The organism is Micromonospora sp. S-DT3-3-22, from assembly GCF_015354745.1.
Lineage (GTDB): Bacteria > Actinomycetota > Actinomycetes > Mycobacteriales > Micromonosporaceae > Micromonospora > Micromonospora wenchangensis.
Map to the genome: position 1 here is coordinate 39,231 of NZ_JACGMO010000006.1, position 23,688 is coordinate 62,918.

Annotated in this window: 23 protein-coding genes; 8 read left to right on the forward strand and 15 right to left on the reverse strand. The window is 72.5% G+C overall.

All coding sequences use genetic code 11. From position 1 onward, the window contains the following. Positions 1-36: 36 nt before the first annotated feature. The 5 genes from H1A17_RS02880 to H1A17_RS02900 are packed head-to-tail and all read right to left on the reverse strand — an operon-like array spanning position 37 to position 4,886. On the reverse strand, positions 37-879 hold the full coding sequence (locus tag H1A17_RS02880; RefSeq protein ID WP_145919425.1) for a hypothetical protein: 843 nt from the start codon (positions 877-879) through the stop codon (positions 37-39). Beyond that, a complete protein-coding gene (locus tag H1A17_RS02885) occupies positions 866-2,239 on the reverse strand; it encodes an aldehyde dehydrogenase family protein (RefSeq protein WP_194821000.1) in 1,374 nt (457 codons plus the stop codon). The genes H1A17_RS02880 and H1A17_RS02885 overlap by 14 nt, the downstream gene beginning before the upstream one ends. Beyond that, the gene (locus tag H1A17_RS02890; protein ID WP_228542816.1) at positions 2,240-3,319 is read right to left on the reverse strand and encodes a hypothetical protein; all 1,080 of its coding nucleotides are present in this window, start codon (positions 3,317-3,319) and stop codon (positions 2,240-2,242) included. 43 nt (positions 3,320-3,362) lie between these two features. After that, the gene (locus tag H1A17_RS02895) at positions 3,363-4,208 is read right to left on the reverse strand and encodes an SDR family NAD(P)-dependent oxidoreductase (protein ID WP_145919423.1); all 846 of its coding nucleotides are present in this window, start codon (positions 4,206-4,208) and stop codon (positions 3,363-3,365) included. A gap of 51 nt (positions 4,209-4,259) precedes the next feature. Next, positions 4,260-4,886, reverse strand: coding sequence for an FMN-dependent NADH-azoreductase (locus H1A17_RS02900; protein WP_168222463.1), 627 nt, complete (start codon positions 4,884-4,886; stop codon positions 4,260-4,262). Between the two features lie 607 nt (positions 4,887-5,493). On the opposite strand from H1A17_RS02900, the gene H1A17_RS02905 reads away from it, so the two are divergent. Continuing rightward, positions 5,494-6,780, forward strand: coding sequence for a cation:proton antiporter (locus H1A17_RS02905; RefSeq protein ID WP_145919421.1), 1,287 nt, complete (start codon positions 5,494-5,496; stop codon positions 6,778-6,780). Between the two features lie 63 nt (positions 6,781-6,843). On the opposite strand, the gene H1A17_RS02910 is transcribed toward H1A17_RS02905, so the two are convergent. Beyond that, positions 6,844-7,278 (reverse strand): hypothetical protein, encoded by a 435-nt coding sequence (locus tag H1A17_RS02910; protein ID WP_194821001.1) that lies wholly within the window; start codon positions 7,276-7,278, stop codon positions 6,844-6,846. Between the two features lie 4 nt (positions 7,279-7,282). Continuing rightward, the gene (locus tag H1A17_RS02915) at positions 7,283-7,642 is read right to left on the reverse strand and encodes an MmcQ/YjbR family DNA-binding protein (protein WP_205789445.1); all 360 of its coding nucleotides are present in this window, start codon (positions 7,640-7,642) and stop codon (positions 7,283-7,285) included. Between the two features lie 402 nt (positions 7,643-8,044). Between H1A17_RS02915 and H1A17_RS02920 the strand changes: the two genes are divergently transcribed. The 5 genes from H1A17_RS02920 to H1A17_RS02940 are packed head-to-tail and all read left to right on the forward strand — an operon-like array spanning position 8,045 to position 12,565. Further along, positions 8,045-9,244, forward strand: coding sequence for an ABC transporter substrate-binding protein (locus H1A17_RS02920; RefSeq protein ID WP_168222462.1), 1,200 nt, complete (start codon positions 8,045-8,047; stop codon positions 9,242-9,244). Positions 9,245-9,269: 25 nt separating this feature from the next. Beyond that, on the forward strand, positions 9,270-10,157 hold the full coding sequence (locus tag H1A17_RS02925) for a branched-chain amino acid ABC transporter permease (protein WP_145919418.1): 888 nt from the start codon (positions 9,270-9,272) through the stop codon (positions 10,155-10,157). Continuing rightward, the gene (locus H1A17_RS02930) at positions 10,154-11,128 is read left to right on the forward strand and encodes a branched-chain amino acid ABC transporter permease (protein ID WP_145919417.1); all 975 of its coding nucleotides are present in this window, start codon (positions 10,154-10,156) and stop codon (positions 11,126-11,128) included. Before H1A17_RS02925 ends, H1A17_RS02930 begins: the two co-directional genes overlap by 4 nt. After that, complete coding sequence (locus H1A17_RS02935; protein ID WP_194821016.1) at positions 11,125-11,883, forward strand: ABC transporter ATP-binding protein; 759 nt, start codon at positions 11,125-11,127, stop codon at positions 11,881-11,883. The genes H1A17_RS02930 and H1A17_RS02935 overlap by 4 nt, the downstream gene beginning before the upstream one ends. Next, a complete protein-coding gene (locus tag H1A17_RS02940; protein ID WP_145919416.1) occupies positions 11,864-12,565 on the forward strand; it encodes an ABC transporter ATP-binding protein in 702 nt (233 codons plus the stop codon). Before H1A17_RS02935 ends, H1A17_RS02940 begins: the two co-directional genes overlap by 20 nt. Before the next feature lie 58 nt (positions 12,566-12,623). Here the strand turns inward: H1A17_RS02940 and H1A17_RS02945 are convergent, their stop codons facing one another. From H1A17_RS02945 to H1A17_RS02975, 7 genes are all read right to left on the reverse strand, one after another. Next, complete coding sequence (locus H1A17_RS02945; protein WP_145919415.1) at positions 12,624-13,196, reverse strand: DNA-3-methyladenine glycosylase I; 573 nt, start codon at positions 13,194-13,196, stop codon at positions 12,624-12,626. A 25-nt stretch (positions 13,197-13,221) separates the two neighbouring features. Continuing rightward, complete coding sequence (locus H1A17_RS02950) at positions 13,222-14,076, reverse strand: arylamine N-acetyltransferase (protein WP_145919414.1); 855 nt, start codon at positions 14,074-14,076, stop codon at positions 13,222-13,224. 76 nt (positions 14,077-14,152) lie between these two features. Further along, a complete protein-coding gene (locus H1A17_RS02955; RefSeq protein ID WP_145922746.1) occupies positions 14,153-14,755 on the reverse strand; it encodes a disulfide bond formation protein DsbA in 603 nt (200 codons plus the stop codon). Positions 14,756-14,807: 52 nt separating this feature from the next. Further along, positions 14,808-16,070, reverse strand: a complete 1,263-nt coding sequence (locus H1A17_RS02960) for a sulfate adenylyltransferase subunit 1 (protein ID WP_145919413.1) — start codon at positions 16,068-16,070, stop codon at positions 14,808-14,810. Next, positions 16,070-17,002 carry a sulfate adenylyltransferase subunit CysD gene (gene cysD, locus H1A17_RS02965; RefSeq protein WP_145919412.1) on the reverse strand — a complete coding sequence of 311 codons (933 nt, stop codon included), beginning with the start codon at positions 17,000-17,002 and terminating at the stop codon, positions 16,070-16,072. Before cysD ends, H1A17_RS02960 begins: the two co-directional genes overlap by 1 nt. 38 nt (positions 17,003-17,040) lie before the next feature. Beyond that, positions 17,041-18,288, reverse strand: a complete 1,248-nt coding sequence (locus H1A17_RS02970) for an ABC transporter substrate-binding protein (protein WP_168222461.1) — start codon at positions 18,286-18,288, stop codon at positions 17,041-17,043. After that, complete coding sequence (locus tag H1A17_RS02975) at positions 18,285-19,460, reverse strand: sulfotransferase (RefSeq protein ID WP_145919410.1); 1,176 nt, start codon at positions 19,458-19,460, stop codon at positions 18,285-18,287. Before H1A17_RS02975 ends, H1A17_RS02970 begins: the two co-directional genes overlap by 4 nt. A 312-nt stretch (positions 19,461-19,772) precedes the next feature. Between H1A17_RS02975 and H1A17_RS02980 the strand changes: the two genes are divergently transcribed. Continuing rightward, complete coding sequence (locus H1A17_RS02980) at positions 19,773-20,603, forward strand: aminotransferase class IV (RefSeq protein WP_194821002.1); 831 nt, start codon at positions 19,773-19,775, stop codon at positions 20,601-20,603. Continuing rightward, entirely contained in the window at positions 20,600-22,411 is a 1,812-nt protein-coding gene (locus H1A17_RS02985; RefSeq protein WP_194821003.1) for a class I adenylate-forming enzyme family protein, read from the forward strand. The genes H1A17_RS02980 and H1A17_RS02985 overlap by 4 nt, the downstream gene beginning before the upstream one ends. Positions 22,412-22,458: 47 nt before the next feature. Here H1A17_RS02985 and H1A17_RS02990 read toward each other — a convergent pair whose 3' ends face one another. Beyond that, complete coding sequence (locus H1A17_RS02990) at positions 22,459-23,355, reverse strand: haloalkane dehalogenase (protein ID WP_309236687.1); 897 nt, start codon at positions 23,353-23,355, stop codon at positions 22,459-22,461. Positions 23,356-23,688: the final 333 nt, after the last annotated feature.

A 23,688-nucleotide genomic window follows, 5' to 3' on the forward strand; every position in this document is an offset into this window, starting at 1 on the left:
CGACCGAGGCGGCTCAAGAAACGGAAATGACCATGCCTACAACTTAGCTACTGACGGAAGCGCGACGGACCCGGCCGGTAGGACGATTCCCGACACAAGTTTGTCCAACTGGGCCGCGTTGTCCACGATGTACGGAAAGGTGGTGCTGGAGTCGGCCGTCCGGCCCTCCGGCCGGCGCGGCAGGGTCACCGGCATCGCCGCGTCCAGAATGGACCGTCCCGCCGGACGCGAGGTGGTCAGGTCGACGACGCCACCCGCGGCCAGCGTCCGGTAGCTGGCCAGTTGGCCGGTGAGGCTGCCGAGCCCACCCGCCGCCACCACCGGCCGGCGTTCCGGCTGCCGGACGGCGGAGTCCAGCGCGAACCCGGTCAGCCCCACCACCAGCGGCGAGCGGCCCGGGTCCAGATAGGCGATCTTGCAGACGTCGTCCTGGTCGGCGCAGATGTCCGGCCGGACGCTGGCCTTGGCCGGTTCGGTCAGGTCGACGCCGAGCACCCGGTAGCGCGGACGTGCCCCGGTCAGCCGCTCGTGACACTGCAACACCGCCGCGCCCGTCGCGTCGGTCAGCACCACGTCCGGATCGCCCAGCAGGTCCGCCGACCAGGGGCTCGGCGTCTGGATGGGCGTCGAGATCACCACCGCGCCGACGATCAGCCCGGCGATCAGCGCGACCAGCCCCTCCGCGCTGCCCATGGTCAGGATGGCCAGCCGGGTCTGCGCGCCGTCACCCGGCTCGCCGATCCGGCCGGCCAGCGTCGCCGCCTGGCGCAGCAGGTCGCCGTAGGTGATCGACGACTCGCTCTGGTTGGGCAGCTGGAACCGCACCGCCTGGCCGGTGGCCCACCAGCCGTCGGAGAGCAACTCCTCAAGCCAACGCATGATCCCTCGCTCCGGTCGAGACGACGCCCTTGGACTTCAGCAGGAACAGCGACAGGTTGCCCTCGTGCGGAATCCCGGGCGTGCTGTCCCAGGGTAGGGTCAGCCCGCACGTGACCTTGCGGACGCTCGGATCGGCCACCACGGCGGCCCGCAGGTCGGCGTCGTCGGTCAGCAGGTTGAGCACCAGCGCGTCACCGAGGGCGGCGGTGCCGTCCGTACGCCGCCAGGGCGCCACCACGACGAACGGGAACGGCAGCTCCACACCCACCGCCGGATGCCGCACGTCGTCCGTGGACAGCACGGTGGGCAGCGGCCGGTGCGACCCGTCCGGCAGCCGCACCAGCGGGTCCACGCCGGCCGCCGTGTGCACCACCGCCCCGCCCGAGGTCAGCCCGGCGAGCTGCCGGCGCAGGCCCTCGGCGCGGGCGGCGTCGACGACGGGCAGGGTGGCGTCGGGGGCCGACACCTCCGGGCTGGCCAACGCGTCGAAGCGGGCGGCGAGCGCGGCGGCCACCTGCCGGGGATCGCCGGTGGTCAGCACCAGGGAGATGTTGTTGCACCGGGTTCCGCCGTCGTGCGCCGCGCTGACGGTGAGATGGTCGAGAACCTCGTCGGTCAGCGGCCGGTCGAGCAGGACCCGGCTGCGCCCCGGCCCCCGGGTGGTGACCGTCGCGCTGTCGGCCCACCGCCGTACGGCGTCGCTGCCGCCGTACACGATGCCCCGGTCGGCGGCCTCCAGGAGGTACTCCCCCACCGCGCGCTCGCACGGCAGGAAGGAGATCCGGTGCTCCGCCAGGCCGGCGGCGAGCAGGGCGAGGGTCAACCGGCGGGCGGTGAAGGGCTCCCGGGTGCCGGGGCGCACCAGCACGCTGTAGCCCAACGCCAGCGCGTGCAGCCACGAGTCGTTGGGGGCCGGGTGGTTGCTGGCCATCACGGCCGTGAAGAGCCGACCGGCCGGCACCCAGGCCGTGTCGTAGCCGTCGCCGAGCCGGGTGCCGGGCAGCTCGGCCCGGGTGGTGGCGGGCAGGTGGGTGAGGCTGCGCACGATGTCGGCCACGGCGTTGCGGACGGTCACCCGGGGCAGGCCGGCGGCGAGCGCGACCCGCCGCTCGTACTCCTGCGGGGTCTCCCCGTCGAGGTCGGCGGTGGCGAACAGGTCGGCGGCCCGCAGCAGCAGGTCGTGCCCGACCGGAGCGCCGTCGGCCGCCCGCCGGGCCCGGGTCACCGCCCCGACGGCCATCAACCGGGGCGCCGTCCCCACCTCGCCCAGCAGGTCGCCCCGGACGTCGGCGAGCGGGGCCCGGTCGAGGCTGCGCACCGGCCGGCCGCAGACGATCGGCTCCACCACGATGCCGTCCACTCAGTACACCCCCTCGATCACCCGGACGTCGCCCACCTCGGCCACGGTGCCGACCTCGGCCAGGCCGTCGACCGTGGCGTCGCCGACGGGCTCCACCCGCACGGCGGTGTCCCGCTCGATGACGTTGGGCAGGAACATCTCGTCGCTGACCAGACTCAGCCGGACCCGGCCACGCTGACCGTAGTCGACCACCGCGCCGTCGTCGTCGACCACGTCGATCCAGACCGCCTCGGCGTACGGCTCGAACACGCACAGGTGCCGGTCGTCGGGCTGCCGGGGCCGCTGCGGGGCCACCCCCATCAGGGTGTTGCCGTAGATGCCCACGATCGTCGTGTCCGGGAAGAACACCTCCTCCACCTGACGCAGGCTCTCCGGGCTGAACGAGGTGCCGGCCCAGATGATCGTCTCGACGGTCCGCTCGACGGCCGCGTGCAGCTCCGGGTCGGCGCAGATCGCCTCGATCAGCGGGGGCGTCGTGCTGAGCACCTTGACCGGTTGCGACCGCAGCACCTCGGCCGCCTGGTCCAGCAGGTGCCGTACGTACCGCTTGACCGTGTCGGCCTCCCCCGCCGCCACCAGCTTCTTGACCCAGCGCGGGTCGAAGTCGACCGTGTGGAACAGGCCGTTGCCCAGGGCGGCGTAGCGGGCGCAGTCGTAGGCGAAGACGTGCGGCCCGCTCGGGCCGAGGTGCAGCCAGTGCGCCGGGTCGGCGATGTGGTGCGCCCGCAGCCGCTGCATCGCCCAGGTGAGCAGCCGACGCCGGTAGTCGCGGTCGATGATGCGCTTGGGCGCGCCGCTGGTCCCGCCCGACTCGTACACCCGGAAGCCGGTGCCGGTCAGGCCGCGCGGGATCAGGTCGCCGACCGGGACGTGCCGCAACTGGTCGGTGAGATCCGGGAACCGCACCAGGTCGGCGGCCCCGTCGATGTCGCGTAGCGGATCGAAGTCGAGCAGCCCGCGCTGGCGCAGCCAGAACGGCGAGCCGGTCTGAGGGTCGAAGTGCCATCGCAGCAGCCGCCGGAGCCGCTCGTCGAAGGTCTCGACGCGGCTCGACGCCACCGCCGTGGTCATCGTGTTCATGCTCGCTCCTCGCCGATCGTCTGGTGGATGGGCCCGGACCGCCTCAGTGGGCGGCGACCGCGGGCTCCGGGTAGGACATCGACAGCCCGATCTCGCGGGTGGCCGCGAGCTCCTGCGACACCTCGGTCAGCTTCTCGCCGACGCGCTGCACGGAGTCCACCCCGAGCGGGAGCCGGAACGGCGGCTGCGGGTTGCCGCCGAGGTCGATGATGGCCGCCGCCGCCCGCGCGGGGTCGCCGGCCTGCGCGTGGTTGTGCCCGACCGACCAGGCGCGGACCCGCCCGGAGGTCTCGGCGTACTCCGGGAACTCGCGGCCGGCGAAGCGCAACGACGAGGGGTCGAGGAAGTCGGTCCGGAACAGGCCGGGCTCCACCAGGCACACCTGGACGCCGACCGGCTCCAGCTCCACCCGCAGGGCCTCGCTGAGCCCCTCCACCGCGAACTTCGTCGCCGCGTAGACGCCCCAGCCCATCTTGGCGCTGAAGCCGAGGACCGAGCTGATGTTGATGATCCGGCCCCGGCGCTGACGCCGCAGCACGGGCAGCACGCTGCGGGTGACGTTCAGCAGGCCGAAGACGTTGGTGTCGAACACCGCCCGGGTCTCGGCGTCGGTGGCCTCCTCGACGGCGCCGAGCAGGCCCCGGCCGGCGTTGTTGACCAGCACGTCGATGCCGCCGAAGCTCTCCACCGCGGCGAGCACCGCCCGGTCGGCCTGGGACTGGTCGGTGACGTCGAGCGGGACCACGAGCAGCCGGTCGGGGTAGGACAGCTCGGCCAGGCTGCTGGTGTTGCGCGCCGTGGCGACGACCTGCTCGCCGCGCTCCAGCAACTGCCGGACGATCTCCAGGCCGAAGCCCCGCGAGGCGCCGGTGACGAACCAGACGGACATGCTTCTTCCCTCCTGTGGCACGGGCCGACGGGTCGTCGGCCGGTGGTGTGGTCAGATGGTGTGGGCGGCCTTGCGCGCGTCCTCGCGGGCGCGGTCGAGGTCCGCGGCCAGGGAACGGGTGAAGTCGGTGGGCCGCAGCGCGACCTCGATCACCGGGTCGACGCCGATGGTGCGCAGCCAGTAGTTGAGGTACGTCGACTGGAAGTCGACGCCGAACTCCGGCGGACACCCGGGGGTGTAGACGCCGCTGGTGTAGACGACACAGGCCCGGCGGCCGGTGAGCAGGCCCTGGTAACCGTGTCGCGGATCGAGGCGGAACGTCAGCCCCGGCTGGGTGACGATATCGATGAAGTGCTTGAGCAGGTAGGGGATTCCGAAGTTCCACATCGGCACGGAAAACAGATAGTGGTCAGCATCGGTGAACCGGCGTACGAGTTCCCGGGTCTGTTGCCACGACATCGCCTCATCGGCGGAGCCGGTGGCACCGGAGATGGCGTTTTTCTTGGCCGCCACCGCGACCGCCCCCACCGGGGGCAGGGTGGTCGCGGAAAGGTCCAGCACGTCGACTGCCGCCTGCGGGTGGCACTCGAGGAATGCGTCGACAAACGCCTCGGCGACGGCGGCCGAGCGGCTTCGCGGGCCGGTCGGAGTGGCCTTGACATGCAGCAGTCTGGTCACCTCTCGGCCCGCCCCCGCTGGCTGCCGGACAGGACCGCCCCGGACCGACCGCAATGACCGCCGAGGGCTGACGAACGTGTCATGGTTGCACTCTCTGTGTCGCCGGAGGGACGGAACGTCAGGAAGGCTAACCCACCGGTTGCGGGGCAACCAGAGCCATTTTTTGCCCGCAGACAGTGCCACTGGACAGGCCGCTGTCCAGCATTGATGTCATGCGGTGATCATACCGTCACGGCAGGTGACCAAATGGCCTCGAAAAGGCCCCGCTATAGACACCCATCATCGGGAACCGATCGCTGGAATGCACCATTTCGCGTTAACCAGCCGGTGTCGGCAACCTGACCGGCCAGTTACGAGTCAGCTTTCCGCATTTAACCCGGTGACCGCCAGGAGAGCCGGCCGTAAACGGCGGTGACACACCCGCCGGTCGCGTTTCCCACCAACCCCCCGCGCACCGCGACCGGGCCGGCAAATGGCACCCCTGATCCGTCGGACATGGACATGTCGGGCGGCAGAATCCGCTGCTACGGTCGGTGACCCGCGCGGGCCCCGCATTAACGGCGCCGGCCGGCGGACCAGCCCTCTCCCGCTCAGATCCGGAGATCTCATGAAGTCCGTAGCCACCCCGGCCGAACTCACCGTGGCAATCGTGATGGCCGACATCGCCCTCGTCCTGCTGGTAGCCCACCTGTTCGGCGGAATCGCCCGGCGGCTCGGGCAGCCCGTGGTGATCGGCGAGATCGTCGCCGGCATCGCGCTGGGCCCCAGCCTGCTCGGCCTGCTCCCCGGCGACCTGACCGCACTGCTCTTCCCCGCCGCCGCCCGGCCGTACCTGTCGGCCATCTCGCAGGTCGGCCTCCTGCTGTTCATGTTCCTCATCGGGTGGGAGTTCGACCGGCGCATGGTCTCCCGGCGCAAGAGCCTCACCCTGTCGGTGTCGGTGTGCTCCATCGCCCTCGCCTTCACCCTCGGCGTCGGCCTGGCCGGCCTCATCTACCCCCGACACGCCACCATCGCCGGCAAGTCCGTGCCGTTCCTGGCGTTCGCCCTCTTCCTCGGCGCCGCCATGGCCATCACCGCGTTCCCCGTCCTGGCCCGCATCCTGCGCGACCGCCGCCTCACCCACACCCAGGTCGGCGTGCTGGCACTGGCCAGCGCCGCCATCGACGACGTGCTGGCCTGGTGCATCCTGGCGGTGGTCGCCGCGGTCGCCACCGCCCGGGACGCCACCGACCTCGCCCAGGTGGTCCTCATGTCCGCCGGGTACGTCGCGGTGATGGCCTTCGCCGTCCGCCCCGGCCTGGCCGCCCTGATCCGCCGGGTCGGCCCGAACACCTACCAGCTCGCGGCCATCACCGCCGCCGGCGTCTTCCTGTCCTCCTACGCGACCACCTGGATCGGCATCCACGCCATCTTCGGGGCCTTCGCGTTCGGGTTCGTCATGCCCCGCCAGCCCGCGGAGGCGCTGATCAAGCACGTCCGGGTGCCCTTCGAGAACATCGGCCTGGTCCTGCTGCCGGTCTTCTTCATCGTCACCGGGCTGAGCGTCGACATCGCCGCGCTGAGCCTGACCAACCTGCTCGAACTCACCGCCATCATCCTGGTCGCCTGCGTCGGCAAGATGGCCGGCGCCACCCTGCCCGCCCGCGCCTTCGGCCTGTCCTGGCCGCAGGCACGCCGGTTGGGCGTGCTCATGAACACCCGGGGACTGACCGAGCTGATCGTGCTCAACATCGGCGTCTCCCTCGGCGTCCTCGACGGACAGATGTTCACCATGATGGTCATCATGGCCCTGGTGACCACCGCGATGGCCGGACCGCTGCTGGCCACCCGCGCCGCGTCGGGCGACGAGACGCTGACGCCGGCCGCCGAACCCGTGCCGGTCGGCCGCTGAACACCGTGGGGGCCGGCCCGGTGGCACGCCGTGCGCGTGCCGCCGGGGCCGGCCCCCCACGGATCAGTCCAGGGCGTGCCGCTGCCAGAGCTGGTGGACCTGCGCCTCGGCGGCGGCCGGCACCCCGGTGCCCGAGCTGAACACATAGCCCCAGGCGACCCCGAACGCCTCCATCATCAGCACCTCCGGGACGATCCGCCGCGCCACCGGCAGCAGCCCGTCCCAGGCGACGTCCACGTAGTTCGTCGTCGCCGACGGGTCCCGGTCGTGCGGGCCGGGATACGGGGCGCGGGTCACCACGCCGTGCCCGACCAGGCCCCGGTGGCGGCCCTGCATCAACAGCCAGGCGTCCGCACCCACCGGGATGTTCACCCGGCGGCCCACCGTCCACGACCCGGCCAACGTGCGCTGCGCGGAGACCGACGGCGTCAGCTCCTCGTAGCTCGGCGTCCACCCGTTCCACCGCTGCGGGTTCCAGCCCAGGATGATCGCGGCCACCCGGTCACCGCCCCGGGGTCCGGGCGGGCCCGCCGTCGTACCGCGCCACCAGCCGCTTCGGCGCCGCCCGCCGCCAGCCCTCCACCACCAGCTCCCGGATCTCGTCCGGGTCGGCCGAGGCGAGCTGGGCGCGGACCCAGCCGTACCGGCCGAAGTAGTCCGCCGGGTCGTAGGTGTCCGGGTCGGCCGCCATCAGCTCGGCCTGGTCCTCCTTGGAGGCCCGGATGATCGCCACCACGCCGTCGGCGGAGGTGCTGGCGAAGATGCGGTCGCGCACCCGGAACGTGGGATGGCCCCACGTCTCCTGTTCCACCGCCTCCGGCATCGCGAGAGCGAACTCCCGTACCTGCTCGGGTGTCAGCATTGTCGGTTCCCTCCGGGTCAGCGGGCACGACGCCCGCGGCGGGGCGCACCGCCCATTAGACGGTCGACGCCGGGTGCCGTCCGGGCGGACGCGCCGACCGGCACCCGGGAAGGCCGGAGCCCGGGTGCGCGCCGTCGGCGGAACCGTCCCGCCGGCCGTACGCGCGCACGCCGGCTCCCCACCTGTCCGGACCGGACGGCGTCCAGCAGCGTGCCACGGCCCGGCGGCGCGGAAAACGGCCACTTGACGTCGCCCGACGGGGCCAATCGCCGCCGCCCGGGAACGGGTCCGGCCGGCGGCGGAGTGGTTCCGGACCGGGCGGCGATGTGGCACTGGCCGCCCCCGACGGCCGGCCATACCTTCAGGCCACCAATCCTGCTCGATACGTTCGGGAGTCAAGCCATGACCGGAATCAACCGCAGGACATTCCTCGGCATCACCGCCGGCCTCGGCGTCGCCGGCCTCACCGGCTGCGGCAGCAGCCTCGGCGCCACCGCCGCCAGCGGCGGCGACAGCAACACCGTCAAGGTGGGCCTCGTCATCCCCCAGGCCGGGGTCTACACCCCGCTGGGCGTGGACATCCAACGGGGCTGGGACCTCTGGCTGCGCCAGCACGACGGCCGGCTCGGCGGTCGCCGGGTCACCACCGTCGTCGCCGACGAGGGCGAGGGCCCGCAGACCGGCGTGCCGGCGGTGCAGAAGCTGCTCCAGAACGACCGGGTCGACGTGCTGGTCGGCATCGTCAGCTCGGCCACCGCGCTCGGCGTCCGGGACCTCGTCACCAGCGCCCGCCGGCTGCTGGTCATCGCCAACGCGGGCGCGGGGGCCATCACCGGCGCCAACCGCAGCCCCTACATCTGGCGTACCTCGTTCACCAACGCCCAGGTCGCCGCCGCGATGGGACGCCACCTGGCCGCCAGCGGCGTACGCCGGGTCTACGCCATCGCCCCCGACTACGTCGCCGGCACCGAGGCGATCAAGGGGTTCAGCGACGCCTACCGGGCCGGTGGGGGCACCATCGTCGGCCGGAGCCAGCCGCCGTTCGGCAAGACCCAGGACTACCAGCCGTTCCTCAGCCGCATCCAGTCCTCCGGCGCCCAGGGCACGTTCTGCTTCTTCGGCGGGGCCGAGTCGGTGGCCTTCGTCAAGCAGTACGCCCAGTTCGGGCTCTCCCGCACCATCCCGCTGTACGCCTCCGGGTTCCTCGTCGAGGGCGGGGTGCTCACCGCGCAGGGCGCGGCGGCCGACGGGGTGCTGTCGACGCTGCACTACACCTCCGAACTGGACAACCCCGCCAACACGGCGTTCGGGCAGGCGTTCCGCGCCGCCTACGACGCCGCCCCCACCGCCTACGCGGTGCAGGCGTGGGACGCCGCCGAGGTGCTCTCCCGCGCCGTCGCGCAGGCCGGGGCCGTCGACGGCGACAGCCTCGCCGGGGCGCTCGGCTCGGTCGGCGTCATCACCGACAGCCCGCGCGGCCCGTGGTCGTTCGTGGAGCAGTCGCCCCGGCAGAACTTCTACCTGCGCCGGGTGCAGACCCGGGGCGGCGCACCGGTCAACGGCGTGGTCGAGGACCTCGGTCCGCTCGACCCGCAGGCCTGACCGGGCCAGCGGACGGAGCATCACGATGCCCACCGCGCAGATCGCGCTGACCGCGATGGTGAACGGGCTGGCCATCGGGCTGCTGCTGTTCATCACCGCCGCCGGCCTGTCCCTGATCTTCGGCATGATGGACGTGCTGAACCTCGCCCACGGGGCGCTGTTCCTCACCGGCGCCTACCTGGCCTGGTGGATCGGCGGTGAGCAGCAGACCTGGCCGTCGCTGGGCCGGGCGGTCGTCGCCGTCGTCGTGTTCGGGGCCGCCGCCGGTGGCCTGCTGTCCCTGCTGACCGCGCCGCTGTCCCGCCGCTCCCACCTCGAACAGGCGCTGCTCACCCTCGGCATCGCCCTGGTGGCCGCCGACATCCTGTCCGCGCTGTTCGGCGACGACGTCCGCGCCACCGAACCACCGGCCGGTCTGGCCGGCACCGTGACCGTCGCCGGCTGGAGCTACCCCAGCTACCGGCTCGCCCTGGTCGGGGTCGCCGCCCTGCTCGCCGCCGCCGTGTACTGGACCGTGGAGCGCACCTCGCTCGGCGCGCTGTTCCGCGCCACCGTCGGCGACCGGGACATGGTCGCCGCCGTCGGGGTGGACCCGCGCCTGGTCCGGGGCGGCGTATTCGTGCTGGGTTCGGTGCTGGCCACCCTCGCCGGGCTGCTCGGCGCACCCATCTACCACGCCCGTCCGGGGCTGGACACCACCATCCTGGTGCTCGCCCTGGTGGTCGTGGTGGTCGGCGGGCTCGGCTCCATCCGGGGGCCGCTGATCGCCGCGCTGCTGTTCGGCCAGGTCGAGTCCGTCGGCCGGGCGGTGCTGCCCGGCCTGGCCTCCTTCCTGCTCTTCGGCACGCTCGCGGCGGTGCTCGTCGTCCGGCCGCGCGGCCTGTTCACCCTCGCCCCGGGAGGACGACGATGACAACCCTGGCCCCGGCCCGCACCGCCACCGGTCCCCGGCTGCGTCCCGCCGTCCGGACGACGGCCGGCGTGGCCGCCGGCACCCTGCTGCTGGCCGCCGCCCCGCTCTACCTCGCCCCGTACGCGACGACGACGCTGACCCGCATCCTCGTCTTCGGGCTGCTCGCGGCGAGCCTCAACCTGCTGGTCGGCGTCGTCGGGCTGCCGTCGCTCGGGCACGCCGCGTTCTTCGGCGTCGGCGCGTACGCGGCGGCCTGGAGCGCCCTGCACGTGACGTCGGGCGTGCCGGCGCTCCTGGTCGGGATGGCCGCCGCCGCCCTGGTGGCGCTGGTCGCCGGGGCGGTCGCCGTCCGGGCGGGCGGGGTCTTCTTCCTCATGCTGACCCTGGCGGTCGGGGAGCTGACCCAGCAGGCGGCCGACAGTTGGGAGTCGGTCACCGGCGGCTCCAACGGCCTGTACGGCGTACCGGCGCCGACGCTGTCGGGCCTGGTCCTCGACCAGCCCGCGACGACCTACTGGTACGTGCTGGCCTTCTTCCTCGTCGGGCTGCTCGCCCTGCGCCTGGCGGCCACCTCCGCCACCGGGGTGGCGCTGCGGGGCATCCGCGACAGCGAGGACCGGATGCGGGCGCTGGGGTACCGGACCACGCTGATCAAGCTCGGGGCGTTCGTCTTCGCCGGTGCCGTCGCCGGGCTGGCCGGCGGGCTCCTCGCCGCCCAGCAGCGGCTGGTCACCCCCGCCGACGCCGGCTTCGAGACCTCCGCGCTCGCCCTGCTGGCCGTGGTGATCGGCGGCACCGGCTCCTGGTGGGGGCCCTGCCTCGGCGCGGCCCTGGTCATCGTCGTCCGGGACTCGCTGGGCGCGACCCTCGACGGGCACGGCCCGCTGGCCCTGGGGCTGCTGTTCGTGCTCGTCGTCTACCTGCTGCCCACGGGGATCGCCCGGATCCGGCTGAGGAGGGCCGCGTCATGATCGACGTGCTCCGCTGCCACGACGTGCACCACCGTTACGGCGCGCTGAGCGTCCTGCGGGGGGTGCGGTTGACGGTGGCCGCCGGGGAGCGGCACGCGCTCATCGGGCCCAACGGCGCCGGCAAGAGCACCCTGCTCAAGCTGATCGCCGGGGAGGAACGCCCGTCCGACGGCACCGTCCACTACCGGGGCCGCGACGTCACCCGGGACCCGGTCCACCGACGGGCCCGCGCGGGCATCGGGCGCAGCTTCCAGCACTCCACCCTGCTGGGTTCGCTGACCGCCGCGCAGAACGTGGCCCTGGCGTTGACCGGTGGCCGGGTGCTGGCCCGGCACACCGACCGGCACCGCCGCGCCGAGGTGGCCGCCGCGCTCGCCCCGGTCGGCCTGGCCGACCAGGCGGACGTGCCGGTGGCGGCGCTGTCGTACAGCCAGTGCCGGCGGTTGGAGATCGCGGTGGCGCTCGCGGCGAGGCCGCAGCTGCTGCTGCTGGACGAGCCGGCGGCCGGCATGTCCGGCGAGGAACGGGGTGGGCTGGTGGAGCTGCTGCGCGGCGTGCCACCCACCGTGACGATCGTGTTCGTCGAGCACGACCTGGACGTCGTCTTCGACGTCGCGACCCGGGTCAGCGTCCTGCACCTCGGCACCGTGCTGCACAGCGGCACGCCCGAGCAGGTGCGGCGCAGCCCCGAGGTGCAGCAGGCGTACCTCGGCGGCCGGATGGAGGAGGTGCACGGTGAACCTGGCGGTGCGTGAGTTGTCCGCCGGCTACGGGCAGGGGCAGGTGCTGCACGGGCTGGATCTCGACCTGCCCGCCGGGCGGGCGTTGGCCCTGCTGGGCCGCAACGGGGTCGGCAAGACCACCCTCGTGTCCACTCTCGCCGGGCTGCTGCGGCCCACCGGTGGCCGGGTGCTGCTGGACGGTAGGGACGTCACCGGCTGGCGGGCCGACCGGCTCGCCCGCGCCGGGGTGGCGCTGGTGCCGCAGGGACGGCGGGTGTGGCCGACGCTGACGGTGCACGAGCATCTGGCCCTGGCCACCCGGCACGGCGGCCGGACCTGGCCGACTGGGCGGGTCTACGAGTTGTTCCCCCGCCTGGCGCAACGCCGACGGCACCTCGCCGGGCAGCTCTCCGGTGGGGAGCAGCAGATGCTCGTCATCGGCCGGGCCCTGGCCACCGACCCACGGCTGGTCCTGATGGACGAGCCGTCCGAGGGGCTGGCGCCGATCGTCGTCGACCAGGTGGCCGAGGCGCTGCGGGTGGTGGTGCGGGAAGGGTTGACGCTGCTGCTCGTGGAGCACGACCTGCACCTGGCCCTCGGGGTGACCGAGGAGGCGGCGGTGATGGTCCGGGGCCGGATCGTCCACCGGTGCCCCACCCAGGACCTGCGCGGGGACCTGCCGACGATGCAGCGGTTGCTGGGCGTCGCGGCGTGAGGACACGGCCGGGTGCGGCCCCACCGTCGCCGACGGTGGGGCCGCACCCGCAGCGGGTTCAGCCGTCCACGGCCAGGTGGCAGCCCGCCAGGTGGTCGTCGACCATCCCGGTCGACTGCATCATCGCGTACGCGCCGACCGGGCCGATGAACCGGAACCCGCGCCGCTTCAGCTCCCGCGCCATCGCCGTCGACTCGGCGGTCCGGGCCGGCACCTCCGAGGTGGAGCGGGGCCGGGGCCGGACCGCGTCCGGCGCGTACGACCACAGCAGGGCGTCGAGGCCGCCGGCCAGCGCGACGACGAGCCGGGCGTTGCCGATCGTCGCCTCGATCTTGGCCCGGTTGCGCACGATCCCATCGGTGGCGAGCAGCCGGTCCACGTCGGCGTCGCCGTAGCCGGCGACCGTCTCCGGGTCGAAGCCGTCGAAGGCCGACCGGAAGGCCTCCCGCTTGTGCAGGATCGTCGACCACGACAACCCCGCCTGGAACGCCTCCAGCGCCAGGTGTTCGAAGAGCGGGGCGTCGCCGTGCACGGGACGCCCCCACTCGTCGTCGTGGTACGCGACGTAGACGGGGGTGCCGGTGCACCAACCGCAGCGCGGCACGCCGTCGGGGCCGGTGCTGATCTGCATGTCGTCTCCTGTCCGGGGAGCGGGGTCAACCCGTGGGGATGCCGGGGTGCTGCGGCAACCGCTGCCACAGCAGCCGCAGCCCGGCGGTGTGCCGGTCGTCGAGCCGCAGGAGGAACGTCTCCTCCAACTCCCGACGCCACTGGTCGAAGGTGGTCAGCGCCCGCCGGTGCACGCCGTCGCCGTCGATGCGGGTCAGCAGGCGGTCGACGAGCGACCACACCACCTCACCCGGGCCCCGGTTGGTGACGATGAACCGGCGGACGAAGGTGGACGTCGACGCCGTCGAGAGCAGCTGGTGGGCGGCGACGAAGTCCTGCGGCCGGGCCGGCCGGTCCTCCCAGTCCATCACCGTGAACGACCCGCGGGGGTCGTGGGTGAACCGCCACCCCCACGCCGCCTCGGCGAAGGCGAAGGTCAGCGGCGGGTGCCGGACCACGCCGGGACGTAACGGCACCGGACCCAGCAGCCCGTCACCGAGGCCGACGTCGACGAACCAGCGCCGGCCCTCCAGCAGGACGGTCATGGTCAGGTGGTTGGCGAACTGCACGCCGTCGGGCAGCGACGGCGCCTTCTTCACCTGGCCCCGGTGCAGGGTCACGTCGAACCCCAGCGCGGCCAGCAGGGCGGCGAACGCGCCGTTGAGGTGGAAGCAGTAGCCGGCGTCGCCGCCGGCCAGCCGCGCGGCGTTGCCGGCCGGGTCGACGTCGGTGGGCAGCCCCAACTGGATGTCGAGATTGTGGTACGGAACCCGCCGGACGTGACGCTCGTGCAACCGGACCAGCGTCGCCAGGTTCACCCTGGGCCGGCCGGGCTCGTCCAGGCGGGCGAGGTAGCGGCGGACCACCTCGTCACCGATCCTGGGCACAGACGGCTCCTGCATGTCGGAACGGTCACCTTCTCTGCGGAAAACGCCGGGGCGGTGCCATCGGTGGAGATGGCACCGCCCCGGCCGGTCGTCAGCGGGTCTGCGGGCCACTCGTGCGGCTGCGCTTGAGCTCGTAGAACCCGGGCGTCTGGGCGACCAGCAGGAAGCCGTCCCAGAGTCGGGCGGCGTCCTCGCCACGCGGGGCGGGGGTGACCACCGGGCCGAACAGCGCCACCGGGTCGCCGCCGGGGACGTGCACGTGGATCGTCGGGGTGCCGACGTCCAGCCCGACCGGCTGCATCCCCGCCTGGTGGCTCTTGCGTACCGCGTCGTCGAACCCGGCGTCGTCCGCCGCGTCGGCCAGTTCGGCGGGCAGCCCGCACTCGGTGAGCGCCGCCTTGTACAGGGCCGGCCCGTACGACTGGCCCTTGACGTGCCGGCGGGTGCCCATGGCGTCGTAGAGCGACCGGACGGCGTCCGGCCCGTGCTGCTGCTCGGCCGCCATCAGCACCCGCACCGGCCGCCGCCACGGTCCGATGTTGCGCTGGTAGAACGCGTCGATGTCGGCCCGTCCCTCGTTGAGCGCGGACAGGCTCATGATCTTGAACCGTACGTCGATCGGGCGCTGCCGCTCGGCGTCGAGCAGCCACCGGGACGTCAGCCACGCCCACGGGCAGACCGGGTCGACGAACATGTCCACCAGGATTCGGTTCACTTCGGGCACCGTCGTACATCCTTCGGTTGATTCATCGGAAAGCCGGACCCACCAGGCCGGCACTGAGGGTCGCCCCGTCGGCGGGGTCGATGAGCAGCAGCGACCCGGTGCCCCGGATGAGGCGGTACGGGTCCGCGGCGATCGGCTCGTCGAGGTCCAGCACCACGGTCGCGATGTCGTTGACCGCCAGCGGGTCGGAGTTCGGGGTGTGCTCCAGGGTGGCCAGGTCGAGGCGGTCGACGATCGACGTCACCGTCGCATCGACCACCCGGGTCTGGTGCTGGACGAGGACCCGGGCGCCCTCGCCGAGCCGACGCTCGGCGACGTGGCACAGCGTCGCGGTGACCTGCCGGGTCGTCGTCGGGATCCGGTCCGCCGCGACGATCATGTCGCCGCGTCCCACCTCGCCCTCCCCGTCGAGCTTCACGCTGACCGACATGCCGGCGCGGGCGTACTCGATCGGCGTGCCGAGCCGCTGGATGGCGGTGACCACCGCCGGCCGGCCGGCCGGCGTCACCAGGACCTGCTGCCCCAGGCGGAGCTGACCGGCGACGAGCTGACCGGCGAGCGACCCGTCGGGCAGCACGTACTGCACCGGCAGCCGGGCCGGCAGGGCGGTCAGGTCCTCGTCGAGGTCCACCCGCTCCAGGTGTTGCAGGAAGGTCGGCCCGGTGTACCAGGGCATCTCGGTCGAGGCGTCGACGACGTTGTCACCGCGCAGCGCCGACAACGGGATGGACCGCACGTCGGGGACCCCGAGCGAACCCGCCAGGCGGCGGAACTCGTCGTCGATCTCGGCGAACCGGTCCTCGGCGAAGCCGACCAGGTCCATCTTGTTGACCGCCAGCACCACGTGCGGGGTGCGCAGCAGCGCGGCCACCGCGGTGTGCCGCCGGGTCTGGGTCACCACGCCGTGCCGGGCGTCGACCAGGATCACGGCCAGGTGCGCGGTGGACGCGCCGGTGACCATGTTCCGGGTGTACTGCACGTGCCCGGGGGTGTCGGCCAGGATGAACCGGCGGTTGCCGGTGGCGAAGTAGCGGTAGGCGACATCGATGGTGATGCCCTGCTCGCGTTCGGCCCGCAGCCCGTCGGTCAGCAGGGCGAGATCGGCCTGGCCGTAGCCGCGGGCGCGGCTGGCGGACTCGACCGCCTCCAACTGGTCGGCCAGCACCGACTTGGAGTCGTAGAGCAGGCGGCCCACCAGGGTGGACTTTCCGTCGTCGACGCTGCCCGCGGTGGCGAGCCGCAGCAGCTCGCCGTCGCGCGTGGTGTCGAGGCTGAGTGTGGTCACTAGAAGTACCCCTCCCGCTTGCGGTCCTCCATGGCGGTGTCGGACATCCGGTCGTCGGCCCGGCTCGAACCGCGCTCGGTGATCCGGGACAGACTGATCTCGGCGATCACCTCGTCGATGGTCGCGGCCCCGGACTCCAGGGCGCCCGTGCAGGACATGTCCCCGACGGTGCGGTACCGCACGGTGCGTTCCTGCACCTGCTCGTCGCGGCGCGGACCACCCCACTCCCCCGGCGCCAGCCACATCCCGTTGCGCAGGAAGACCTGACGCTGGTGGGCGAAGTAGATGGCCGGCAGGGGGATCTCCTCCCGGGCGATGTAGTGCCACACGTCGAGCTCGGTCCAGTTCGACAGCGGGAAGACCCGCACGTGCCCGCCCGGATCGTGCCGGCCGTTGTACAGGTTCCACAGCTCGGGGCGCTGCTGGCGGGGGTCCCACTGCCCGAACTCGTCGCGCAGCGAGAACACCCGCTCCTTGGCCCGCGCCTTCTCCTCGTCGCGCCGCCCGCCGCCGAACACGGCGTCGAAGCGGTGCTGGGTGATGGCGTCGAGCAGCGGGACGGTCTGCAACGGGTTGCGGCTGCCGTCGGGCCGCTCGGTGAGCCGGCCGTCGTCGATGTAGTCCTGCACGTGCGCCACCCGCAGCGTGAGCTGGTGCTCCGCCACGACCTTGTCGCGGTACTCGATGACCTCGGGGAAGTTGTGCCCGGTGTCGACGTGCATGACGGGGAAGGGCAGCAGGCCCGGCAGGAACGCCTTGCGGGCCAGGTGGAGCATGACGGCGGAGTCCTTGCCGCCGCTGAACAGCAGGACGGGACGCTCCAGCGTGCCCGCCACCTCACGGATGATGTGCACCGCCTCGGCCTCAAGCACGTCGAGGTAGGACATCCGCAGGTCGGATGAGGTTTCGGATGCGGTCGAAGTGAACGCCATGGCGTTGTCTCCCCACAGGTGTCGGCCGGTCGGGCCGGTCAGGTCGAGGAGCCCGGCCGTACGTACCCGGCGGTACGCAGCTCGGGCGGGTAGACGATCGGCACGGTGGAGATGTCCTGGTCGATCTCCTGGTACTGCTGGAGCACCACCGGGGGTGGGCTGTGGTGCCAGTGGGTCTCGCCCCGGGTGAAGCTGACCGGGCCGCGCCAGGTGTCGAAGGTGCCCTTCTCCAGCGCGTCGATCAGTTCCGCCCGGCCGACCCGGTCCGCCTGCCGCAGGGCCTGCGCGATGATCGTGATGTCGGTGAAGGCGTTGAGGGCGGTGTCCGGCGGCATCGTGCCGTACGTGTCGCGGTAGCGGTCCACGAACCACCTGCCGATCGGGGTCAGCCCCGACCAGTTCGGGCTGAACTGGGTGGCCGGCCAGACCAGGTGCAGGCCGTGCGCGCCGAGCGCCTTCCAGTAGTCGGGCGCCCGCAGCGGCCACTGGAACGGGGCCAGCATGGGCACCTCCGGCAGCAGCCCGATCTCCGCCGCCTGCTGCACGATCAGGTGGTTGGTGCGCACCACCCCGACGTTGATCACCACGTCCGGCCCCCACTGCTGGATCTCGCGCAGCTGGGGACGCAGGTCCGTCGTCGACTCCTGGTCGAACTCCACGGAGTACAGCTCCATGGGCTCCTCGGCCGCCTGCAACTCGGCGGTGAGCAGCGCGGCGGCGCTGCGCCCGAAGACCGTGTCGGCGTGGATCAGGCCGACCCGCCGGAAGCCCTGGTCGGCGGCGAACCGGATCAGCACCGGGGCGCGTTCGGCCATCGAGGTGAACGTGCGGAAGACCGCCCGCCGCTTCTGCGCGGTGACCCCGGGGTGGGCGTTCTCGATGAACAGCGGCACCCCGATCCGGTCGGCGAGGTCGGCGACCTCCTCGGTGTAGCGCAGGTGCCACGGCCCCAGGACGGCCAGCGCCCGGTCGACGATCGCGACCTTCGCCAGCGCGCCGACCGCGGAGCGGGGCATCGTGCCCCCGTCGAGGGTGACGGTCTCCTGGTCGTCGCGGACGACGAAGTCGAACTGGAGGCCGTCGCGGATGCCGCCGTGGTCGCGGACGTACTCCGCGCCGATCAGGGCACCGCGCGCGGTGAGGGTGCCGGCCGTCGGGTCGCCCGGCAGGGACAGCGGGGTCACGATGCCGACGGTGACCGTGGGCGCGCCGTCCACCGTACGGGCGAAGGCGCGGACCTGCTCGGTGACCGTCTCCAGCACCGTGGGCTCCGACGTGGTGCTCACGCCCGTCCTCCGATCTGGTACTTCGTCAGGTACGCGGAGAAGCGCTCGTCCAGCTCGTCGGCGTCCAGGCCGTAGTCCTCGGCCCGGTAGACGTGCTTGCCGAGCTTGTCCTTGCGGTTCGCGGCGAGGTAGTCGCGGAACGCCTTCTCGACCTCGCCGTCCCAGCGGGCGTCGAGGAAGTCGCAGATCTCGGCCATCACCGCGATCGGGTCGGCCATCAGACGCTGGTAGTCGACGTCGAGCACCGGAGTGCCGCCGAGCTGCTCCTGCTCGGCCTGCGCGTACAGGTCGAGCATCTGGGCGAAGCGCTCGGTCCAGAGCCTACCCAGCGCGAGGCGGTCCACCTGGTCGGCGCGCGCGAGTCGAATGATCTCGGTGAGGCTGCAGGTGGAGGGGATGGTGACGCTCGGCGCGCGGTGCATGTAGATCAGCCGGCCGTCCGGGTAGGTGCGGGCGAGCGCGTCGGCCCGCCACAGGTGGAACGGGTCCTTGAGGACCAGCGTGTCGGTGGGCACCCGCCAGACGATGTGCTGCATCAGGTAGCGGTGGTAGTCGTAGGCGTCGTACTGGTCCTGGGTGCGGAGCCACTCGCCGTAGCTGGGCACGGTGTAGCGCAGCTCGTACGCCATCGTCTTGAACGTCGGGGCGGTCAGCCGGTGGTCCTCGTCGGGGCGGTGCGGCTCCCACAGGTGCACCGGCTTCAGCGCCGGCGCGACGGTGTAGTAGTCGACGCAGAAGTTCTCCGCGGCCTGGACGAGCGCCTGCCGGGTCGCCTCGTCGCGGTCGTCGGTCGCCGGGGCCATCAGCTCCCACAGGTCGGGGGCGCGCAGGTCCGGGTGCTGACCGAGCAGGTTGTGCATCAGCGTGGTGCCGCTGCGGGTCATGCCCGTGATGAACACCGGCTGGTTGATCTCGACCGAGGCGATCTCCGGGTTCTTCACCCGGGCCCGGTGCGCGGCGGCCTGGGTGGCGAGCGCGGCGACCAGGGCGCCCCGGACCGACCGGCGACCGGCCTCGTTCAGGCCCCCCTCGGTGTCCAACGCCCGCAGCAGCCGGTCGAGGGCGTCGAGGTGCGCGAACTCGAAGTCCGGAACTCCCGCCCTGGCTCGGGCGGCCTCGACGAACTCGTCCACCCGGTAGGTGTCCTGAGTGGGTTCGATGACGGCGGTCACGGCGTACTCCCCTCTGTCTGGCTGGAAACGCGGCGGCTCGGGCTGCCGGTCCGTGCGGTCGGTGCCCCCGCCTCCACCGGGCCGGACGTGCCGACGGACGGTGACGAATGTGAACAGCGATCACGGTAGGTAGCGACGATAGGCACCCGACCACGGTCGGTACAGGGCCACATCAGTGGTCCGCACGGGACCAAAGCCGTGGGGTGACAAGTGGCCCGGAGTACGGCGTCAACGTGGCTCTGGAGCGGTGCCGGACGGCCGCCCTATGGTCGGCCCAGCCAATCGGCGACGCACCACGGATCGGAGAAGAAGATGCCGCCGGCGACTCGGGCCGTCCCACTGCTGCTGTGGGAGACGGGGGTCCGCGAAGGAATCGAGGACAGTCGGTACCGCCCCGTGGTGGCCGACTCCTGGCTCCTGACCGACGGCCGGGCCCGGGCGTACCGGCTGCACTGGCAGCGCTTCGGCGCGGCCGTACGACGGTTCGGGGTCTCGGCGCACCGGGTGGCGTCCTTCGGGGCGTCGGTCACCACGGCGCTGCCCCGTTCCGGGGTGTGGTTTCCCCGCATCGAACTGCACCTGGTTCCCACGCAGCGGCTGGCCCTGCGGCTGCGGCCCGCCCCGCCCCGGGTCAGCCAGGCACGTGGCTGGCTGTGGCCGCATCCGGACCCCCGGCGGCTGCCCCACCTCAAGGGGCCGGACTTCGAGGAGCTGGAGAAGATCAGAGCCGCCGCCCACGACGCGGACGCCGACGAGGCCCTGCTCTGCGACGAGCGCGGTCTGATCCGCGAGGGGGCGTTCAGCACGATCTACTGGTGGTCGTCGGGCGTCCTGCACACCCCTCCGGAGGACGGGCGGATCCTGCCCGGCGTCACCCGGCGGCTGCTGCTGGACCGCTGCGCCGAGCTGGGGATGCCGGTACGGCACCGGCTGCCGAGCGTGGCGGAACTGCTCGACAGCGAGGTGTGGATCACCAGTGCCCTGCACGGAATCCGGGTCCTGACCCGGATCAACGGAGAGCCGACCGCCCCCGTCGACGCGCGGCGGTTGCACGACTGGCGCGCCCATCTCGACGCGCTGACCGAACCCCTGCCCGACCCCGAGGCCATCTGGCCGCACCGAAGCACCGAGGAGGCACCATGAAGCTCAGGTCACTACAGCGTTATCTGGCATCGGTCCCGCGTATGCACTTCGGGCGGTCGCACCGGGGGCTGCGGGCCCGGCTGGAGCTGCTGGCCACCCGTCAGCTCGGCGCGGGTGACTTCCTGTGGCACGCCCTGGAGCGGGGGCAGGACCACGACGCCCCGCTGTTCCACCACCTGCCGCCCGGTGGCGGCCCGGACGACCTGATCGTCTACAGCCTGGCGACGCTGCGGGACCAGACCGAGCGGTACGCCCGGTGGTACCACAACGCCGGGGTCACCCACGGCGACCGGGTGGGGGTCTTCACCCGCAACGGCATGGCGAGCTTCGTGCACTTCCTGGCGCTCAACAGCCTCGGCGCGATCCCCGCCGTGATCAACCCGAACATGGTGCCCGACACCGCCGCCAAGTACCTCGCCCGGCTCGACGCGGTCGGCGTGGTGGTCGACGCGGACAAGCTCGGCCCGCTGCTCAACGGGATGGCCGACGCGCGTCCGTTCCGGTTCACCGCCTCGCAGGAGGCGATGCACGCCGCGCCGCCGGCCGGCCCGCTGCCCGGGGTCTACCCGTACCGGCACGGCGACCGCGACCCGGTGCTCATCTCGCACTCGTCGGGCACCACCGGCATGCCGAAGGCCGCCACGTTCGGCCACCGCCAGTTCTTCGCCGGCAAGCGTCCCCGGATCATGACGCTGCCGTCCGGTCCGGACGACAAGATGCTGCTGGCCTTCCCGGCCTCGCACTCGTCGGGCTACAGCTACATGATGATGGCCACCCTGATCGGCCTGCCCACCCTGGTGATGGAGTCCCAGGACGGGGCGACGGTGGCCCAGGCGATGCGGTGGTGGAAGCCCAGCGTGGTGACCGGCTTCCCGATCACCTTCACCGAGATGCTCGCGCTCGGCCTGGAGCCGTCCGCCGCGGCGAACGTGACGACCTGGATCAGCACGGCGGACGCCTCGCACGAGGCCCACGTGCGGGAGCTGGTCCGGCTCGGCCGGCACCGGGAGAACGGCAGCTGGCGGCCGGGGTCGCACTACCTCGACGGGCTGGGCGCCTCGGAGATGGGCATGGCCCTGTTCCTCAACATCCACGGCCCCAAGACCAACGCCTACAACCGTTGTGTCGGCTACCCGGAGCCGATCGTCGAGGACGCGGTGGTCTTCGACGAGGACGGCCGGGAGCTGGGCCCCAACGAGGTCGGCTACCTGGCGGTGCACACCCCGACGGTGACCCTGGGCTACTGGGGCAACCACGAGTTGACGCACAAGTCGATCCGCAAGGGCTACTGGCTCACCGGTGACATCGGCTACAAGGACGAGAAGGGCCGCTTCTACCACTACGACCGGACCACGGACGTGATCACGACGCGGCGCGGACCGGTCTACAGCCTCACCATCGAGGAGGAGATCTTCAAGGCGTGCCGGGCGGTGGTGGACTGCGCCGTCGTCGGTGTGGTGGACCCGGTCGAGCCGACCTCGTTCGCCCCGATCGCCGCGCTGCGCCTGATCGACCAGTCGGACCTCACCGCCGAGGAGCTGCTGACCCGGATCAACCGGGCGCTGCGGGCGGCGGGCAAGCACGAGCTGGCCGCGACGGTCATCTCCAAGGGCGACACCAAGATCCCGCTGGGCGTCACCGGCAAGGTGCTCAAGCGGGAGGTACGCGCGCAGTTCGCCCAGCTGCTGCTGACCGACGACGACGGTGGGCTGGACGTGGCGCGGACCCGCACCGAGCAGTCGATCCTGCGGGAGCTGAGCGCCTCGGTCGAGACGCCGCAGGACGAGCGGGCCACCTCGGCCGCCTGACTGGCACCCGGGGCGGGCGGTTCCCACCGCCCGCCCCGCGGCCGTGCTCACCGGGCGGTGACGAAGTCCCGCAGGGCGGCGCCGATCTCGTCCGGCGAGTCCTCCTGCACGTAGTGGCTGCCGGTGACGGTGACCTCGCGCTGGTTCGGGAAGGTCCGGGCGAACGCCAGGGCCCGGCCGGTCAGCAACGCCCCCGGCTCGGCGACCACCAGCAGCTTCGGCACCGGCGAGGCGGCCAGCCAGCGGCCGTACTCCTCGACGACGGCGGTCACGTCCGCCGGTTCGCCCTCGATGGGCAGGTCCCGGGGGAAGGCGAGGGTGGGTCGCCGGGAGTCGGGGTCGCCGAACGGCCGGCGGTAGTGGTCCAGCTCGGCCTCTGACAGGGGGCGTACCACGCTGCGGGGCAGCACCACCTCGACGAAGAAGTTCTCCTGGAGCACCAGGCGTTCCCCCTCGGGCGAGCGCATGGCGCGGAAGAGCTGGTCGCGGCCGGCCTCGAAGTCGCTCCACCGGCGGGGTTGGACGATCGCCTCCAGATAGGCGACGGCCCGGACCCGTTCGGGGTGCCGGGCCGCCCAGTGGAACCCCAGCGCCGAGCCCCAGTCGTGCAGCACCAGCGTGGCCGGCTGGTCGCCGACCACGGCGTCGAACCAGGCGTCGAGGTAGCGCACCTGGTCGGTGAAGCGGTAGCCGCCGTCGGGCGCCGGACCGGAGTCGCCCATGCCGACCAGGTCGGGGGCGAGGCAGCGGCCCAGGTCGCGGACCGCCGGGATGACGTTGCGCCACAGGTACGAGGACGTGGGGTTGCCGTGCAGGAACACGATCGGGTCCCCGGCCCCCACGTCGACGTACGACAGGTGGGTCCCGCACAGGTCGATGCGCCGGCGCGGATGCGGGTCGGCCGCGGAGACGGAAGCCGCGGCGGGTGTGGAACTCGTTGTCACTGGTGGACCTCCTCGGCACAGTGATAGCAAGAGGTCCGGGCAATTCCGGGGCATCGGCCTGACGGCGTGTCCCGTTACCGGCGGCCGTTCGCGCTCAGCGGGGCGGCGCCATTCATGAATTGTTCGCGAGAATTCAAACAATGACATGGCGAATCCTTTTCGGCTCCACTGTGCGCAGGTGGGGCCGCTTCGTCGTCGGGTGGGGCCACCGGTGGAAGTGGCACCGACGCGGGGCCGGACATGGGCCTGTCCCCCGGTGCCGTTCATTTCGTACGTTTCTCTCGTCGAGTCGACCGCGCGGCCGGTTCCGTCCCGGATCTCCGGCCGCCACCG

Bases quoted from the DNA above. Each gene is read 5' to 3' on its own strand.
- H1A17_RS02880 (WP_145919425.1), bottom strand. From the start codon at position 879: ATGCGTTGGCTTGAGGAGTTGCTCTCCGACGGCTGGTGGGCCACCGGC.
- H1A17_RS02895 (WP_145919423.1), bottom strand. From the start codon at position 4,208: ATGTCCGTCTGGTTCGTCACCGGCGCCTCGCGGGGCTTCGGCCTGGAG.
- cysD (WP_145919412.1), bottom strand. From the start codon at position 17,002: ATGGCGTTCACTTCGACCGCATCCGAAACCTCATCCGACCTGCGGATG.
- H1A17_RS02950 (WP_145919414.1), bottom strand. From the start codon at position 14,076: ATGCAGGAGCCGTCTGTGCCCAGGATCGGTGACGAGGTGGTCCGCCGC.
- H1A17_RS02920 (WP_168222462.1), top strand. From the start codon at position 8,045: ATGACCGGAATCAACCGCAGGACATTCCTCGGCATCACCGCCGGCCTC.
- H1A17_RS02980 (WP_194821002.1), top strand. From the start codon at position 19,773: ATGCCGCCGGCGACTCGGGCCGTCCCACTGCTGCTGTGGGAGACGGGG.
- H1A17_RS02955 (WP_145922746.1), bottom strand. From the start codon at position 14,755: ATGTTCGTCGACCCGGTCTGCCCGTGGGCGTGGCTGACGTCCCGGTGG.
- H1A17_RS02915 (WP_205789445.1), bottom strand. From the start codon at position 7,642: ATGCTGACACCCGAGCAGGTACGGGAGTTCGCTCTCGCGATGCCGGAG.
- H1A17_RS02890 (WP_228542816.1), bottom strand. From the start codon at position 3,319: ATGAACACGATGACCACGGCGGTGGCGTCGAGCCGCGTCGAGACCTTC.
- H1A17_RS02905 (WP_145919421.1), top strand. From the start codon at position 5,494: ATGAAGTCCGTAGCCACCCCGGCCGAACTCACCGTGGCAATCGTGATG.
- H1A17_RS02935 (WP_194821016.1), top strand. From the start codon at position 11,125: ATGATCGACGTGCTCCGCTGCCACGACGTGCACCACCGTTACGGCGCG.
- H1A17_RS02945 (WP_145919415.1), bottom strand. From the start codon at position 13,196: ATGCAGATCAGCACCGGCCCCGACGGCGTGCCGCGCTGCGGTTGGTGC.
- H1A17_RS02985 (WP_194821003.1), top strand. From the start codon at position 20,600: ATGAAGCTCAGGTCACTACAGCGTTATCTGGCATCGGTCCCGCGTATG.
- H1A17_RS02930 (WP_145919417.1), top strand. From the start codon at position 10,154: ATGACAACCCTGGCCCCGGCCCGCACCGCCACCGGTCCCCGGCTGCGT.
- H1A17_RS02925 (WP_145919418.1), top strand. From the start codon at position 9,270: ATGCCCACCGCGCAGATCGCGCTGACCGCGATGGTGAACGGGCTGGCC.